Source organism: Intrasporangium sp. (genome assembly GCF_035280925.1).
Lineage (GTDB): Bacteria > Actinomycetota > Actinomycetes > Actinomycetales > Dermatophilaceae > Intrasporangium.
On sequence record NZ_DATEEY010000105.1, the window covers coordinates 1 to 16,620 of the forward strand.

Consider the following 16,620-nt stretch of genomic DNA (forward strand, 5'->3'; position numbering starts at 1 on the left):
CACCGGCCGCGCCAGCGGCGGCAGCAACACCGGCCGCGCCGCTCGCGGGGGCGCCCCCGCCCGACCCGTTCGAGGCACCCTCCTGGCCCGCTCGCGGGTCCTGGTTGCCTCGTCGGCCGGCCAGACGGGCATAGAGGTCGGCGCTCGTCCCCCCTTCGGCAGGTCCGTATCTCGGCGCCGTCGCGGGTGTCACGCCGGCGGGATTGATGTCGGAGGGCTGGGCCGGCAGCCGGATCCCGGTGGCGCCGTCGTTGGTGGGCGGCTCGGATGGCCACGGCGCGATCTGGAGGGCGAGGTCCCCGGGGGACACTGGGCCGCGATCCTCGTTGAGGGTCATCCGGCAGATCAGGTCGAGGTCGTTGGGGATCCCGACCGCGATCTCGGTCGGTGCGGCGACGCCACCCAGCATGGTCGGCGCTGGCTCGAGCCCGACCGGACGGGCGCGGCTCGCCCCTGACGGGCCCGCGGGCCAGCGGCCGGTGAGGCCTGCGTAGATGAGCTTGACCAGGCCGACGGCATCGATCCGGGACGCCTGCGCGTCGGAGGCTCGCTCGGCGTCGACGAGCGCCGCATCGGTCGCGAGGCCACGGACCTTCACGTCCCCGTCGGGCATGCGCAGGATCGACGAGGGCGTCAGCGTGAGGTGGTGCAGCCCACGGTGACGCGCCTTCTCGAGGGCGCTCGCGGCCTCGCCGACGATGCGACGGACCTCCTCCGCGGGCAGTCCGCCCGTGTGGAGGATGTGGGACAGCGGCATGGCCCCGCTGAGTGGCTCCTCGACGACGAAGGCGATGTCCACGTCGGAGCCCACGTCAAGGACCCGGACGAGTCGGGGATCCTCGATGCCCGCAGCTCGGCGGGCCGCGTCGAGCGTTGCCGAGGCGACGGACGACGCAGCGGGGAAGCAGACGAGGACGACCTCGCGGTCCAGGGTGTTGTCGGAGGCTCGCCACCGCTCGTGATGGGGTCCCTCGGAGGTGCGTAGGGTGACGGCATAGCGTCCTCCGAGCACTGTTCCCGGTCCAATGCCGTGCACCTGCGTCACCCCTTTCTGTCCAGAGCCGCGCCGACGGTGAGGGCGCGGGAACCTGCGCGGTGACCACGTCCGCACCTCGGAGCCGGAGCGCGGCCCTGCTTCATACTATGGCGACTCAGTCGTTCTTCCGGCTCTGTGCGGCCTCGTCGCGCTCGGCGATCGTGTCCAGGTCGCCGATCTCGTCGATGCGCGAGGTGCCCTTGAGCAGGGCACGCATCAGACCCGCGACGAGCACGAGCCCTGCCAGCACGCCACCGATCCAGTAGAACGTGGTGTCGAGCGGGTTGGCCGAGACGGGGATGATCGCCTCCGACCCGATCCGCGTCCCATCCGCGGTGGTCAGGTAGGCGAGGAGGTCGGCCCGGCCGGCGGCAACCGCGTGGACCGGCACAGAGACGATGCGGCGGGCCTCCGGTCCCGCCGCAATACTCACCGGGCCGGGCTGCTCGAGGACCTGCATGCGGGGGTTCATCGGCGAGAGGACGAGGCGCAGGTCCTCGACGGCGTAGCCCAGCCCGTTCTCGAGCGTGATCCGCAGCGCTCCGTTCTCGGCGAGGAAGTTGATGCGTCGCGGAACGACCCTGATCGCCGACGTCGCGTTGCGGACGTCGGCGCTGACTGAGTTGTGCAGCTTGGACCAGGCAGCCGGCTGGTAGCGCCATCGGGTACTCGTCAGCTCGTCGAGAAGCTCGCCGTAGGTCTGCTCGAACGCCACGCCGTCCTCGACCACGGTGGCCACGGCATTGAGCGTGTCACGCTGCTCGGCGAGCTGCCGGAGCCGGAACTCGCTCAAGGTCCGCTTGGGCGCTGCGGGCGGCGGCGCCTTCGACGGCCGCTCCTGCGGGCGTGCCTGGTCCGTGCCACCGTCCCCGACCAGGGCATCGAGGGCCACGGGCTCGAGCCAGGGGATGGAGTCGGTCGTCGCGCGGAGGAAGGCCGCCAGACCCGCCGCATCCGGGTCGTAGTCCCGGGGCGCGGCGACGAGGACCGACCTGGCCCTGCCCGGCAGCTCTCCGAGCAGCACGAGGGACTCGGCGAGGAAGCGCTGGGTGGACAGGACCGCCGTCGGGTCGGACCGCTTGGGCAGCAACGCTGAGAGACGCACGTCATAACCCACGAGGCGGGTGGCCTCGTCAGACACGCGTCGCGCCGTCGGGGTGTACGGCGAGCTCGCGGTGATGGCCCGTTGGTCGACGATGATGCCGGCGGCCTTCCCGGTCGCGGACGTCGAGTACAGCGACTGGATCGCCGCGTCCCGGCCGGGCGGCAGCAGCCCGTCCGCGGGCCATGCGATGTCTCCGCGTACGGGCTGCCCCAGACGGGCGCCGAACGCGGAGGCGCGCGACACGAGGTCACGAGCGACCGGGTTGTCGGGATCGACGTCGCTCGTGGCTGCGACGTCAGCATCGGCGTAGGGGAGCGCGACGAGGCTCCGTCCCCGCAGGCCGGAGACGAGCCGGTCGACGAGCGGGGACGCCGCACCGTCTGCCGACCCCGCCGTCCCATCCGCGGGCGTTGCTGGCGTTGCTGGCGTCGGTGCTGGGGTCGCCGTCGTCCCGGTCGTCGGTGAGCCGGTGGTCCCGGCCGTGGGTGCCGTCGGAGGAGTGCGCCCCCCCGCCGTCTCGCCCGGTGCGGCCATGAGCACCGAGGGATCGACGGCCAGTGTGGCGGAGGAGCCCGCGGTCCCCTCGATGATCCGGTCGACGCGTGATCCGGGCCCGATGGCTCCGGCCCACGCCTGCCGCCGCACGTCGTCATCGCGCTCGAACAGGTTCAGCTCGGGGTCGAGCGTCACGGGGATGGCCAGGGCCAGCTGGAGCGGGACGAACTCGACGCGGGAGTTCCAGGCGAGGAACGTCCGGGTCGTCCCGATCGGCGTCGAGGCTCCCCGTTGGTAGACCTCGATCGCGATCGGCAGCGCCGCGAAGGCATCACTGGTCTGGACGCGCCGCTCCTCGAGGTCGATGACGAAGGGCACGGTCTGACCGGCCGGCACCTCGGGCAGCGGCGCCGCCAGCTCCGCGACGTGCTGACCCGACGCCTTCCCGGTCCCCTTGACCCACCGGTCGATGTCGCCCCGTACCGTCATCGGCCGGGAGGCGAGGACGACGTCGATGCTCGTGCCGACGAGCGGGCCCGAGGTCGGCGCGGTCACGGTGCCCGCGATCCGAGTCTCTCCGCGCCCGTCCACGATGGTCGGGGACACCGTCGTCAAGGTGACGATCGCCTTCGCGTCGTCGGGCCTCACCGAGGCGCCGTGCGCGGCTGTCCCCTCGGTCTCATTCGCGGGCACCGGACGCGCCTCGCTCGCGTGGGAGGCCGCTGCACCTGGGAAGGCAGTGAGGGCGAGGAACGTCGCGGCGGCCACCGTCCGGAGGGCGGCGCGCCACGGCCGGGCCCGGGTCACGCCGTGCCTGCCAGCCGGTTCCACGCCGCCTGCGCGATGCGGCGCTCGTTGGGGAAGGTGAGTCGGCGGTGCACCTCGTCGAGACGCATCCACGCGACGTCGATCGCCTCACGATCGGGGTCGTTCTCGATGGTCAGCTCGCCGCTGAGGGCTTCGAGCAGGTAGTGGTGGACGAACTTGTGCACCCGCTTCGTCGATGTGGCGAACCAGTAGTCGATGGTCCCCAGCTCCACGAGCACACGCCCGACGATTCCGGTCTCCTCCGCGACCTCGCGCGCGGCCGTCTCGACGAGCGTCTCGCCCGGCTCGACGTGACCCTTGGGAAGGCACCACTCGATGCGCCCGGCTCGATTGCGTCTCGCGATGATCGCGATGAGGGCGCAGCCGTCCTGGATGTCGACGACGATGCCGCCGGCAGAGCGCTCCTCGACCGCGGGCAACCGCCGCCCCATGTGGGGAACGGGGGCGGTCTGCGCGGTCATGCCGCCACCATAACCAAGGGACCTGTTTCGTGCCCCAACGTCGGGCGCCGGGGCCAGCGCCCGCCCAAAGAGCCATTTTCGTATGCCGCTGGGCTCGCGCACGCGCACCACTTGCCTTCCCTTCCTTCCGCTCGCCCAACGCTCGTGACGGGCGCTGCGTTCCCTCAGTACAAGACCAGCACCGCCGCCAACTGCGCCGGGAGGCGAATGTCGGCGCCCTCATGCGGATCGGCGCTGACACTGCCCCCCGGCTGGATCGACGGCGGTCGGGTCGACCGTCGCCCGCGGACGGGAGGGCTGGGACGTCAGTGGCGTCGGGAGGAGCTCAGCGGCATACGGCATGATCTGCACGCTTGGAAGGGGCACCGGCGTGCTCACCTAGGCTGTCTCCCGTGTCCGACCGCCCGAAGGTGCCCGACCCGAAACAGCTGGAGCTGCTGCGGGGGGCCGTCGCCCAGCTCGCGCCCGTGCTCCCGCTCCTCCAGGAGCTCGGCAAACGGTTCGAGCAGCACGGACACGAGATCGCGCTCGTCGGCGGACCGGTGCGCGATGCGTTCCTCGGGCGGACCTCCCCGGACCTCGACTTCACCACGGACGCGAGCCCCGACGAGAGCCTCGCCGCGGTCGAGGGATGGGCCGACACGCACTGGGACATCGGACGTGAGTTCGGCACCATCGGCCTGCGCAGGGACCAGCACCACATCGAGATCACGACCTACCGCGCCGACACGTACGACCGGACCAGCCGCAAGCCCGAGGTGATGTTCGGCGACACCCTCGACGGCGACCTCGTCCGCCGCGACTTCACGGTCAACGCGATGGCGATCCGGCTGCCGAGCCTCGAGTTCGTCGACCTCCACGGCGGCCTCGCGGACCTCGCCGCCCGCCGGCTGACGACGCCTGCGCCGCCGGAGGAGTCCTTCGCCGACGACCCCCTGCGGATGATGCGGGCAGCCCGCTTCGCCGCCCAGCTCGGCTTCGACGTGGCGTCGGACGTGCGGGTCGCCATGACCGAGCGAGCGGCCACCCTCGAGATCGTCTCGGCCGAGCGGATCCGCGACGAGTTCACCAAGCTCGTCTGTGCGCCGTCCCCGCGACCGGGCCTCGCCCTGATCGTCGACACGGGTCTGGCCGACCACTTCATCCCCGAGCTGCCGGCGCTGCGGCTCGAGGTCGACGAGCACCACCGGCACAAGGACGTCTACGAGCACTCCCTGACCGTTCTCGAGCAGGCCATCGCGCTCGAGGGCCCGGCGGACGGCCCGGAGGAGTCGGTGCCCGGCCCCGACCTCGTGCTGCGCCTCGCCGCGCTCCTGCACGACATCGGCAAGCCGGCCACGCGTCGCTTCGAGCCGGGCGGCGGCGTCTCGTTCCACCACCACGAGCTGGTCGGAGCGCGGCTGGCGAGCAAGCGCCTCAAGGCGCTGCGTTACGACAAGACGGTCGTCAAGGCCGTCGCGCGGCTCGTCGAGCTGCACCTGCGCTTCCACGGCTATGGCGAGGGGCAGTGGACCGACTCGGCCGTGCGGCGGTACGTCACTGACGCCGGCCCACTCCTGCAGCGACTGCACCGGCTGACTCGCTCGGACAGCACGACCCGCAACGTCCGCAAGGCGCAGCGGCTCTCGCAGGCCTACGGCGACCTCGAGGAGCGCATCGAGCGGCTCGCGGCGGAGGAGGAGCTCGCCGCAGTCCGCCCCGAGCTCAACGGCAACGAGATCGCCGAGGTGCTGGGCATCAAGCCGGGGCCGGTGCTCGGCGAGGCCTACACGTACCTGTTGTCCGTTCGTCTTGATGACGGCCCGATCGGCAAGGACGCGGCCCGCGAGAAGCTGCTCGCCTGGTGGGCAGAGCGCTCGCACACCATGCGTTGAGGTCAGTTCGGCAACCCCGAGGTTGCCGTCGTGACATCAACGCGGGTGACGGTGGGGAGGGTCTACGCCGGGATCGGCGCGCATCCCAACATCGACCGGCACCATCGGTGGGTTCTTCCCGTGAGCCTGATCTGACACATTTGGCGTGCATTTGATTGACTTGCCGCGCTCCGGCCATCCGGTATGGGACCCAGGCCCGGCCAACGGAGCGACGAAAGGACCTCGATGAGCACCTTGTACCCGAGCCGGGATACCCCCGGTCCGCCGTCCGTGGCCGTCGACGTCCCCGAGGGCACCGCACTCGCCGCCAAGCTGCCTCGAGAGGGCGGCTACCACCCCGTCGTCGTCAGTATCGAGCAGTGTGGAGCCGAGCTGACCGAGGAGGAAGCGCTCCGCCGCATCGACGCGCTGGCCGAGTCACGTGGTGGGGTCACGAGTGAGTCGTATGCCGCTCAGCTGGGTCACGCTCGTTTCGTGGGCTGTGATGCCACCTGGCCGGACGCGGACGTCGAGACCATCCTGCAGGCCAACCTCTTCCATTTCGTCCGTCCGGAGCGCGAGGCCGCCGCCTGGGTCGTCCAGCTGAGCGGGTCGGTCGGCGGACCCTCCGCCGAGCAGGACCACGAGCTGATCCGCTCGGTGCTCGCGTCGGTCCGCGTACGCCCGTGGGCGGCCGCACTGGTCGAGGCCGAAGGGAACCCGGTCGCATGACCACGGACGAGTCGGCGATCTCGCACGGTGTCGCGACCGACGTTGGCCGAGTTCGCCAGCACAACGAGGACAGCGCCCGGGTCGCTGGGACGATCTTCGTCGTCGCGGACGGCATGGGCGGACACGCGGCCGGCGAGGTGGCGAGCGGGATCGCCACTGACGCCCTGATGGAACTGGCCGAGCGGCCGGTCCTCCGGGCCCGCGACCTCGTCGAGCAGCTCGCTGAGGCGAACCGGCGCATCCTGGAGTCGGCCGCCCGCCATCCCGAGCAGACCGGGATGGGGACCACGGTCGCCGGGCTCGCCCTGGTCTCGGCGGGTGCGTCGCAGCACTGGGTCGTGTTCAACATCGGGGACTCCCGTGTCTACCGGTTGATCCAGGGCCAGCTCTCGCAGGTGACCGTGGACCACTCGGAGGTCCAGGAGCTCGTCGACCGCGGGATCATCACGGCAGAGCAGGCCCAGCGCCATCCGGGCCGCAACGTCATCACCCGCTCGCTGGGGCGGGACCCCATGGGTCATGTCGACACGTGGGTCTTCCCGCCCTACCCCGGAGAGTCCTTCGTCATCTGCACGGACGGGCTCACCAACGAGCTGGAGCCGTCGGAGATCGAGGCCGTCCTCCTTGACGTCCACGAGGCACAGGAGGCCGCGGACGAGCTGGTGCGCAGGGCCGTGACGGCCGGAGGGCGCGACAACGTCACCGCTGTCGTCGTCTCCCTGCAGGGTCAGGAGTCCGATGCCGACGTCGACGAGGACACCAGTCCGCGCGAGTCGATCGGTCGTTCCCGGAGCGAAGCCCCTGCAGCGCCGCACCCCGCTGACCTGGACGTCCCGGCCGATGACAAAGCCGACGGGACGGGTGACGTCGCAGGCGGCCGGTCGGCGCGTGAAGGGCCGGCAGGGGAGAGCAGGTCGTTGGTGTGACTTCCGGCAGCTGAGGTCGGCACACCGTCCCGCCACGTCACGGGGACGTCGCGGGTCAGGGCACGAGGGGTGGCCGCCCCGGGGGACGGGCGGCCACCCCTCGTCTCCCCGCCCGCGGCGGACCGGGCCGACGTTCAGACGCAGCCCAGCGGCATACGACATGTGTTCGTATGCCGCTGGGCTCGCTCCCCAGCCACGCTGACCTCCCAGCGGTGTGACCACTGTGTGTATCTGGCCGGTTCGTGGCGCATCTGCAGTTCGTGAGACCTACGATGAACACGCTGAGAGAGAGGCGTGTCATGCATGAACCCAGCGGTCTCACCGAACTCGTGACCGCCGCGGCAAACGGAGACCCCGAGGCGTGGAACGCGATCGTGGAGCGATTCACGAGCCTCCTGTGGTCGGTCGGACGAGCGCATCGGCTCTCCATGGAGGACGCTGCGGACGTCGTACAGAACACCTGGCTCCGCCTGCTCGACCACCTCGACCGGATCCAGCAGCCCGAGGCCCTTCCCGGATGGCTCGCGACGACGGCCAGGCACGAGTGCCTGTCGTTGCTGCGACGCCGGGGGCGTGACGTCCTCGTCCGGGACGACGACCTGGGGCCCATGCTCGTCGACGCGGAGGCCGCCTCGCTCGATGCGGCCCTGCTCGAGGACGAGAGGGACGTCCAGCTCTGGACCTGCTTCACCCAGCTGTCCGAGCGGTGCCAACGGCTCCTCCGGGTGCTCATGGCCTGCGACCGGCCGAACTACGCCGAGGTGTCCGCCTCGCTCGGGATGCCGGTCGGCTCCATCGGTCCGACCCGCATGCGTTGTCTCACGACGTTGCGATCCCTGGTCTCCGACACCGGCTACGCCTTTGAGAGCGGAGGGGGTCGACCGTGATGTCCACCCGTGACCTGCACCCCGACGACGTCGAGCTGCTCGAGCGCCTCGGCACCATTGCCGAGCTCGTCGATCCTGTGCCGCCCGAAGTGCTGGAGCTCGGCAGGGCTGCCTTCGCGCTTCATCACGCCGACACCGCCCTCATGGCGATGGCCACTGACGCCATGTCGGTTGCCGGCCTGCGGGCCACCGACAGTGCACGCGGCGCGTCTCAGCTGCTCGTCTTCGAGCACGGCGCTGTATCCGTCGAGCTGGACGTCACCGCGCGCGGAGACTTCGGACGCATCATCGGGGTTGTCATCGACGAAGAGGGCACCACGGCCCCGGGGACCAGCGTGGTCCTCGAGTCGCCGTCATCGACGCGCACGGTCGACCTCGAGGACGAGCGGTTCACCTTCGAGCGCGTGCCGCTCGGGCTGGCCAGGATCGCTCTGGAGAAGTCTGGTGAGCGGATCATGTCGACGACCTGGTTCGACGTCGGCTGACGAGTGTTGCTCGGGCGTCAACCACCCCAGGCCGTGAACGAGGCAGCGGTGGCGACGCGCAGGTCATCCCCCTGAGCAGCGGTCCGCGCCGCAAGCCAACCCTCGGCCAGGGTGCCGCCACGGCCGGCGACCGCATGGACGTCAGCCATGACGTCGAGGGTGGCACTGTCGTTCACGGGCACGACGCTGGCCAGGACGTCCGAGGTCCCCATGCCGAGGAGCGCCGAGACGAGTCCCAGTGCTTCATGGGGACCGATCGGAGCAGCACCCCCGGAGTCACAGGCGGAAAGGATGATCGAGCGCGGCACCCGGGCCAGCTGCTCCAAGTCGTGCACCGTGAGGGGACCGTCGGCCAGCTGGAGCGACGAGAAGAGCGGTGCATCTGCTCGGAAGGTGCCATGCGCCGCGATGTGGGCGAGACCGGCACCGTCGAGGATCTCGAGCGCGGCTGACACCGTCGCCTTCTCTGCGGGAAGCACGCGGGCGTCGAGGTGCACCGGACTGACGCTTGTCACCTCTGCCTCCCGCGTGCTGAGGTCCGGTCCGGTGATGAGGGCGACCTGCCCCGGACTGCTGTCGCAGCGATCGCGTCGCGCCTTGAGCCACTGGGTCACGGACGGGCTGACCGTCAGGGGAACCTGGGCGAGCAGGGGCAGGAGGGCCCAAGGCGCGGTGAGCAGGTCGGCGGGTGGCACGACGACCACTGGGCGGCCCTGCTCGTGAACGAGCCGCCACAGCGTCTTCGCGTGTCGTCCCAGGAGCGCGGACTCCAGGCGCGCGCCCGTGGCGCCGAGGTCCACGAGGCGACCGGACGCGGCGCGTCGCAGGGCGAAGCGGCCGAACTCGGCCTCTCGATCGGCGGAGGCTCGGCTGCCGATCTCGTGGTGGCGCACCCGCCCGTCGCACACGGTGACGAGATGGAGGGTTCCCCTGTCGTTGACGAACGTCATGAGGACGGCTGGGCCGAGCTCGCGGACGACCGTGGGCAGATCGAGCGCGAGCGGCCGCCCGAAGTCGCTGTTCGGGTTCGCCCGCATCCGGTGGTGGGCACGACGGATCGACGACTCGAGCCGTGTTCGTTCCGCTCGCAGGGCGGGCAAGGCCGCGTCGTCCTCGTCGGCCGGTGCATCGAGACGACGGGTCACGTCACGCAACGCGACGATGGCTCGGCCGAGCTCGGGATCATCGGGTCGCGTGATCGTGCCGTTGAGGGCTGCTGCTCGCCAGCGCTCCGCCCACCAGAACAGATCGCGGGGGCGGCGAGCGCGCACGCTGGACGACACCGCCAACAGGGCGAACTCGATGCCGTGACCACTGGCCAGCGCGCGTAGCTCGAGGTCGCCCAGGATGGCACGGTGCTCGTCGACGGCATCGAGCCCCTGTCGGCACGCGGCGTAGAGCGCCCTTCTGTTGTTGGCCTGCTCGGCGAGGAGCGCCGCGGCCAGCCAACCGGCGGCGCGGGACAGCGGCGGCCCGGACCGCCGCGACGCCGCAGCGGCCGTGAGGCTCGAGCGAGCTTCGTCCGACTTCCCGGCTTGGCCCGCGATCCGACCCTGCAGCACGAGCGCGACGGGGAGGTCCAATGAACCAGAGGTACGCATCGAGGACACGAGGTCGTCCGCCTCGCTGAGGAGCCGTTTGCCGCGCGCAGCGCGGGTGCGAGCGCTTTGCGGCGGCGCCTCTCGGTCGTCGAGGGTCCAGGCCTGGAGTTCCGGATGGTCAGCCAGGTGCTGGGCGCGGAGCCGAAGGAGCCGTGCGCGGTCGACCCAGCCGGTGCGCAGCTGAGACCGGAAGAGCCGGACCGCCTCATCCGCACGTCGTTCAGCGGTCTCCGCGTCGCCTCCTGCGAGTGCAACGAGGGCGAGCAGCAGAATCAGTTCCGCCCGGTGCACCGGGGGCAGATCACGGTCGAGTGCGGCGAGGCACAGTGCCTCTGCCTCGTCGATCAACCCCGCGGTCAGCATTGCGTGGCCGTGGTCGACATGGAGCTCGGGCGAGATATGACCCAAGGCCGTGTATCGCTCGGTCACCTGGTCGAGCAGGTCTAGCGCGCGGGGGAGGTCGCCGCGTTGGTGGGCGGCGAGGGCACGGTTGTGCAGAGCTTGGGCTGCCTCGAAATCCTGGCCGAGACCCGTCAGGAGCTCCTCGGCCCGGGCCGCATCCGCCTCAGCGGCCTCGACGTCACCGAGGGCCAGGTGGACCATGCACCGACCATTGAGGGCGCGGCCCTCCCAGAGCGTGTCGCCCAGCATGCGGCAGCCACTCACCGCTCGGCTCAGGTCCGCCAGCGCCTCGGTGTAGCGCGACAGTGTCAAGAGCACTACACCGCGTCGATGGAACAGTCGCGGCAGCTGTTGAGCCGGAGTCAGCTGGACCGCCTCCTCGAAGCGGTTCAGGGCCTGCGCGGTGCGACCGGCGACGAAGAGCACCGCTCCGAGAGTGGCGAGCACGTCGCCCTGCCGCTCGGAATCGACCCGACGCGAGAGACGCAACGCGCTGAACCCGTGAGACAGGGCCTCGTCCATCCGTCCCTGATCGCGGTGGACGATCGCCGCAGCCTGATGTGCGATGGAGAGCCGTCGCGGGTCGGTGTCCTGGGCAATCACCATGGTTGCCGTTGCGAGCGCATCCGTGGGCTGCGATATTGCCAGCGGCAGGAGCGTGTCCACGTCCGCATACTGCGCAGATCTGGACGTATCAGGGCGCGCCCGCCGCACGTCTGGCCCACGACCCACGCTGCGACCCTCCAGGAGAAGACGATGACGACTCAGATCATGGCAGCAGTCCGATGAACGCGTATGGCCCCCGCGACAAATGGTGGGATCCGGATAAGGAGGCGCTGTGGCGGCAGCGTTCCGCAGAGCAGATCCGGCTCGTGAGGCAGGCCTTGCGCGACCACGGCACGCCAGTGGGCCTGCACCCTTGGGTGGATGACGATCGACTGGAGGACGTGCAATACATGTACCGGGCCGACACCGTGCTCACCAGCGACGCGGACGCGCCGCGTGTCAGGCGTCTGCTCGAGATGCCGGAGACGGACGACAAGCGCCAAGAGGGTTTGCCCGACCCGATCAACGGTCTCACCGTGCTCAAGGTCGACGACGCCAGGGCGGTCGTGGACCAAGTCGATCGGGCCATGGGCAAGGGCGTGGTCCGCTACGACACCGTGGTACACGTCAGCCCAGTCACCTACTGTCCGGCCACCGAACCAGAGCCGACCAAGAAGGGCCCCGACCCCGCCATCAACCGCAAGGCGGATGCGGGCAAGGACGTGCGTGTCGCCGTGGTTGACACGGGCTGCCTCCCAGCGGTCGTCAAGCAGCACGTGTGGCTCGACGGCGTTCAGGGCGACGAGGAGGCCCCCCCGGCCAAGATCGGGCACTACCGCGGCCACGGCACGTTCGCTGCCGGCGTCCTCCGCACGATGGCGCCGAAGGCCCACGTCGACATCTGGGCCCTGTTCCCGCACGGCGGCGCCGCCCTGGAGAGCGAGCTCGCCCCGCGGCTCGTCGACGTCTTCCTGTCCAACGTGGACATCATCAGCATGTCCGCCGGGGCCGTTCCCGCTGGCGGCAATTCGCTCCTGAGCCTGCAGGCCGTGTACGACAACTACCTGAAGGGCAGCAAGACGCTGCTCGTCTGCGCCGCAGGCAATGACGCCGCCCCCGGTCCGTTTGAGCCAGCGAGCCAGGGTTGGCCCGTGGCTGTCGGCGCACTCGACACGGACGGCCGGCAGGCTGGGTACAGCAACTACGGCGCTTGGGTGGACGTGTGGGCCCGAGGATCAGACGTCGTCAATGCCTACCCGAAGGGCGCGTACAAGTACATGGAGCCCCCGATGGCAGGGCAGCCGGACGCCAACTTCAAGCACGGCCTGGCGAGCTGGAGCGGCACCTCCTTCGCGACACCCCTCGTCGCTGGACTCGTCGCGGCACGGATGTCCACCTATGGCGAGAACGCCCATCAGGCTTGGTGCGCGCTCTCCGCCGTCGCTGCCCGTCGGGCGGCAGACAACGGCGGGCGTTGGGTGCTTCAGCCCGGCGACGGCGACTGACAGACGGCAGGTTCGAGGTGGAATCCGACGCCTGAGCGTCGGATTCCACCTCGAACCCCCGCGGTCTATCGTTTGAAGCAGGTCCTGACGACCTCGGCAGGAGGTGGTCGAGTGAAGCAGCGGTATGCCGACTTCGACGTCCTGCTCGAGCCGCGTGGGGACGGCTTCGTCAGCCGCGTCCTCGACTCGCCGGTCGGTCCGGCGGGTCCGGAGGAGTTCGTCCCTCCTGACGTCACCCGCGTGACGGATCTCGTGCACGGGCTGAGGGATCTCAGGCGGATCATGCCAGCGCACCCCGAGCCGGACAGCGGGGCCATCTCGGCTTCAGCGGCCATCAAGGCCTTCGGGACCCAGCTCTTCGAGGCGCTCTTCACGGGCAAGGTCGAGTCAGCCCTGCGCAGCAGCCTGCACGTCTCCGCCAAGCACAACGAGGGGCTGCGGCTCAGGCTGCGGTTCGCCGCGACGCCCGAGCTCATCAGCCTGCCCTGGGAGCTGCTCTACGACCCGGAACGGCGGCGCTTCCCCTGCCGGCAGGATGACTTCCCGACCGTGCGGGTGGTGGACGTACCCGAGCCGATCGCCCCGCTGACGCTGACCGGTCCCATCCGCATGCTCGTCGTCATCAGCAGCCCGACCGACCTGCCCCTGCTGGACGTGGAGGCCGAGTGGCAGCGGCTCACGACCACGCTCACGCCCTTGACCGCCTCTGGTCGGCTCGAGCTCGAGCGCCTCGACCAGGCCACCCTCGAGGGGCTTCGCGTCGCGATGACCGATGGAGAGTTCCACGTCTTCCACTTCATCGGGCACGGAGGCGTCGATCCCGAGTCCGGCGAGGGCCTGCTTGCCTTCAGCGGCCCCACGGGGTGGGCCCACTTGGTGCCCTGCAGCCACGTCGCCGACCTGCTCGGCAACTCTCCCATCGAGCTGGCCGTACTCAACTCGTGCGAGGGAGGCAGGGTCACCGCGGTCGACCCCTACGGCTCATCGGCGTTGACCCTCGTCGAGCACGGCATCCCGGCCGTCGTTGCCATGCAGTTCGAGATCAGCGACGTCGCCGCGAAGTCGTTCAGTGGCGTGCTCTACGAACACGTGACGGCAGGCGCCGGGATCGACCTCGCCGTGACCCTGGCACGCCAGGCGATCCTCACGGCCAGCCCCACCGAGTGGCCGACGCCGGTGCTCTATCTGCGGCCGGAAGGCGGCCGGCTGTTCATCAGGAGGGCTGAGCCGCCACCTCCTCCACCCCCGCCTGCTCCCCCAGACCCCGCGGCGCCCGTTGTTGTCACCGCGGAGGCGCGTGGTGAGACCGTCCACTTGGCGTGGCACCAGCCGCCTGTGCCTGGCGTGGCCGTGACGGAATGGCGGGTGTCACGCAATGGCATCCCGCAGAACGTGGTCTACCAACCAAGCTTCATCGACACGCCGGGACCGCGCGGCGTCTACAGCTACTCCGTCGTGGCGGTGAGCGCGACCGGCCAACCGTCAGGAGAGTCGGCCGAGGCATCCGTGAAGCTCAGGGGCCGGATGCAACGATGGTTCTTCAACGAGCGTGGACGACCCCGGGTTGCGGCGTGGCTGCTGGCCGCGTTCCTGGCCTACGCCCTGGTCCTGGGCATCGTCTCGACCGTCACGCCCGTCGCCGCCCCGAGCAATGTCCAGGTCGTCGGAACCAGTCCGGTCACCCTCGTCTGGGACTCTCCGTCGATCTGGAGTCCGGTCAGCCAGTGGCAGGTGTTCCGGGACGGCGCCCTGCTGGGGACGACTCGGTCGCCACGGTGGCGTGACGACGTCCCTCTGACGGGCACGCACCGCTACACGATTCGCGCCCTTGACAGCTCGGGAGACCGGTCCGCGGCGACGGCCATCCTGGTGGACACGTCAAAACCAGCCAGCCCCTAGGGACCGACCCGATCGAGTGAACACGTTTTGGCCCGGATGCTGTCCACCCGATCGGCTTTGGGTGCATCCGCAGCCCCTGGGGGATAACGATCCAGCGGCGGTCATCCCCGTTGGTCGCCGTGGAGCCGGCGCGATGCCATTCTCACCCCCATGTCCTCCGAACCCCCGCCGCCGAGGGATCCGCGGCAGCCGCCGAAGAACCCGTGGACGGTTCCCGTGCCCACCCGTCCTGTGCCGACGGGCCCCGCGTATCCGGTGCCGCCCCCAGGGCAGCCTGACGCCACGCTGCCACCAGTGCCGCCGGACCGGACCCCGCCGCCCGGGAGCAACGGCCTGGCCATCGCAGCCCTGTGCTGCGGGCTCGTTGGCATCTTCCCGCTCGCAGCTCTGGCCGCGGTCGTGCTGGGCATCGTCGCCCTCGGACAGCTGCAGCGGAGGACCCAGCGCGGTAGGGGCATGGCCATCGCGGGCATCGTCCTTGGCAGCCTGTCGCTCGTCGCCTGGGTCGGGTTCGTGATCTACGTCTCCAACGACGAGCCCGTGCGGGACGCGTCCGGTGCGGTCACCCAGCAGTCGGAGACCTTCGTCGACGACCTCGAGGCCGGCGACTGCTTCTCCTACACCGGTGGCAAGGGGGAAGAGGTCGACCTCGTGACGGTCATCCCATGCACCTCGCCACACGAGAGCCAGGTCGTCGTCATCTTCGAGCTGCCCGACGGGCCCTATCCAGGCGAGGACGAGGTCATCGACGCCGCCGAGAAGGGTTGCGCCGACAAGGCCGACCCGCTCCTGACCGATCGGGCCTACGACGAACTCGAGCCGGGGTTCCTCTATCCGGACTCGTTCACCTGGCGCGGTGACCGGACCATCGCCTGCACCGTCGAGGCGCCGTCGGGCACGACTACCGGCACGGCTCTCAAGTAGCACTTCCCAGCAGGCGCGAAGGGCCCGCTTCCGTGTGGAAGCGGGCCCAGCGGCATACGGACTGAAGGAACTCAGCCGACCGGTGCGGTCAGCGCGACTCCTCGCCCCGGATGAAGGCCTCGAGGCGAGCGCGACCCTCGTTGTCCTCACGCTGCTCCGGCGGGGACTTCATCAGGTAGGACGACGCGGACAGCAGGGCGCCGCCGATGCCGCGGTCCTTGGCGATCTTCGCCGCCCGAATCGCGTCGATGATGATGCCGGCCGAGTTGGGGGAGTCCCAGACCTCGAGCTTGTACTCGAGGTTCAGCGGCGCGTCACCGAAGGCGCGCCCCTCGAGCCGCACGTAGGCCCACTTGCGGTCGTCGAGCCACTGGACGTAGTCCGAAGGGCCGATGTGGACGTTCTTGTCGTCGACCTTGCCGGCGAGGCTGCCGGTGAGGTTCGAGGTGACGGACTGCGTCTTGGAGACCTTCTTGGACTCGAGGCGCTCGCGCTCGAGCATGTTCTTGAAGTCCATGTTGCCGCCGACGTTGAGCTGGAAGGTGCGGTCGAGCTGCACGCCGCGGTCCTCGAAGAGCTTCGCCATGACCCGGTGGGTGATCGTCGCGCCGACCTGGCTCTTGATGTCGTCGCCGATGATCGGCACACCGGCCGCCTCGAACTTCGCCGCCCACTCCGGGTCGGAGGCGATGAAGACCGGCAGGGCGTTGACGAAGGCGACGCCAGCGTCGATGGCGCACTGGGCGTAGAACTTGTCGGCGTTCTCCGAGCCCACCGGCAGGTACGACACGAGCACGTCGACGTTGGCGTCCTTGAGCGCCTGGACCATGTCCACCGGCTCAGCCGCCGACTCGTCGATCGTCATCCGGTAGTACTTGCCGAGCCCGTCGAGCGTGTGTCCCCGCTGGACCGTGATGCCCGTCGTGGGGACCTCC

12 protein-coding genes and 1 pseudogene are annotated in these 16,620 nt (G+C 70.2%); 8 read left to right on the top strand and 5 right to left on the bottom strand.

What is annotated here, in order from left to right:
* From VJN29_RS10245 to VJN29_RS10255, 3 genes and pseudogenes are all read right to left on the bottom strand, one after another.
* A pseudogene (locus VJN29_RS10245) lies at positions 1-1,036 on the bottom strand (hypothetical protein); the annotation flags it as partial.
* Positions 1,037-1,151: 115 nt separating this feature from the next.
* Positions 1,152-3,443 (bottom strand): DUF6049 family protein, encoded by a 2,292-nt coding sequence (locus VJN29_RS10250; protein WP_324143528.1) that lies wholly within the window; start codon positions 3,441-3,443, stop codon positions 1,152-1,154.
* On the bottom strand, positions 3,440-3,925 hold the full coding sequence (locus VJN29_RS10255; protein ID WP_324143529.1) for an NUDIX hydrolase: 486 nt from the start codon (positions 3,923-3,925) through the stop codon (positions 3,440-3,442). Before VJN29_RS10255 ends, VJN29_RS10250 begins: the two co-directional genes overlap by 4 nt.
* A gap of 392 nt (positions 3,926-4,317) precedes the next feature.
* Here VJN29_RS10255 and VJN29_RS10260 point away from each other — a divergent pair, with 392 nt between their 5' ends.
* The 5 genes from VJN29_RS10260 to VJN29_RS10280 all read left to right on the top strand — a co-directional run bounded on the left by VJN29_RS10260 (position 4,318) and on the right by VJN29_RS10280 (position 8,808).
* A complete protein-coding gene (locus VJN29_RS10260) occupies positions 4,318-5,799 on the top strand; it encodes a CCA tRNA nucleotidyltransferase (RefSeq protein ID WP_324143530.1) in 1,482 nt (493 codons plus the stop codon).
* Between the two features lie 225 nt (positions 5,800-6,024).
* The gene (locus VJN29_RS10265) at positions 6,025-6,510 is read left to right on the top strand and encodes a hypothetical protein (protein WP_324143531.1); all 486 of its coding nucleotides are present in this window, start codon (positions 6,025-6,027) and stop codon (positions 6,508-6,510) included.
* The gene (locus tag VJN29_RS10270) at positions 6,507-7,436 is read left to right on the top strand and encodes a PP2C family serine/threonine-protein phosphatase (RefSeq protein ID WP_324143532.1); all 930 of its coding nucleotides are present in this window, start codon (positions 6,507-6,509) and stop codon (positions 7,434-7,436) included. Before VJN29_RS10265 ends, VJN29_RS10270 begins: the two co-directional genes overlap by 4 nt.
* Before the next feature lie 299 nt (positions 7,437-7,735).
* Positions 7,736-8,323: a sigma-70 family RNA polymerase sigma factor gene (locus VJN29_RS10275; RefSeq protein ID WP_324143533.1), complete on the top strand. Its 588-nt coding sequence runs from the start codon at positions 7,736-7,738 to the stop codon at positions 8,321-8,323.
* A complete protein-coding gene (locus tag VJN29_RS10280; RefSeq protein WP_324143539.1) occupies positions 8,323-8,808 on the top strand; it encodes a carboxypeptidase regulatory-like domain-containing protein in 486 nt (161 codons plus the stop codon). The genes VJN29_RS10275 and VJN29_RS10280 overlap by 1 nt, the downstream gene beginning before the upstream one ends.
* A 17-nt stretch (positions 8,809-8,825) precedes the next feature.
* Here VJN29_RS10280 and VJN29_RS10285 read toward each other — a convergent pair whose 3' ends face one another.
* Entirely contained in the window at positions 8,826-11,477 is a 2,652-nt protein-coding gene (locus VJN29_RS10285; RefSeq protein WP_324143534.1) for a CHAT domain-containing protein, read from the bottom strand.
* Between the two features lie 119 nt (positions 11,478-11,596).
* Between VJN29_RS10285 and VJN29_RS10290 the strand changes: the two genes are divergently transcribed.
* The 3 genes from VJN29_RS10290 (at position 11,597) to VJN29_RS10300 (ending at position 15,685) form a co-directional block, all read left to right on the top strand.
* Positions 11,597-12,862, top strand: a complete 1,266-nt coding sequence (locus tag VJN29_RS10290) for a S8 family peptidase (protein ID WP_324143535.1) — start codon at positions 11,597-11,599, stop codon at positions 12,860-12,862.
* A 111-nt stretch (positions 12,863-12,973) separates the two neighbouring features.
* Positions 12,974-14,761: a CHAT domain-containing protein gene (locus VJN29_RS10295; protein ID WP_324143536.1), complete on the top strand. Its 1,788-nt coding sequence runs from the start codon at positions 12,974-12,976 to the stop codon at positions 14,759-14,761.
* A 294-nt stretch (positions 14,762-15,055) separates the two neighbouring features.
* Positions 15,056-15,685 (top strand): DUF4190 domain-containing protein, encoded by a 630-nt coding sequence (locus VJN29_RS10300; protein WP_324143537.1) that lies wholly within the window; start codon positions 15,056-15,058, stop codon positions 15,683-15,685.
* An 88-nt stretch (positions 15,686-15,773) separates the two neighbouring features.
* On the opposite strand, the gene VJN29_RS10305 is transcribed toward VJN29_RS10300, so the two are convergent.
* On the bottom strand, positions 15,774-16,620 hold an 847-nt coding region (locus VJN29_RS10305; protein WP_324143538.1), incomplete at its 5' end, for an inositol-3-phosphate synthase.

What these genes read in the sequence shown, in the direction of transcription:
- VJN29_RS10255 (WP_324143529.1), bottom strand. Translation starts at nt 3,925, where the DNA reads ATGACCGCGCAGACCGCCCCCGTTCCCCACATGGGGCGGCGGTTGCCC.
- VJN29_RS10265 (WP_324143531.1), top strand. Translation starts at nt 6,025, where the DNA reads ATGAGCACCTTGTACCCGAGCCGGGATACCCCCGGTCCGCCGTCCGTG.
- VJN29_RS10270 (WP_324143532.1), top strand. Translation starts at nt 6,507, where the DNA reads ATGACCACGGACGAGTCGGCGATCTCGCACGGTGTCGCGACCGACGTT.
- VJN29_RS10275 (WP_324143533.1), top strand. Translation starts at nt 7,736, where the DNA reads ATGCATGAACCCAGCGGTCTCACCGAACTCGTGACCGCCGCGGCAAAC.
- VJN29_RS10280 (WP_324143539.1), top strand. Translation starts at nt 8,323, where the DNA reads ATGTCCACCCGTGACCTGCACCCCGACGACGTCGAGCTGCTCGAGCGC.
- VJN29_RS10290 (WP_324143535.1), top strand. Translation starts at nt 11,597, where the DNA reads ATGAACGCGTATGGCCCCCGCGACAAATGGTGGGATCCGGATAAGGAG.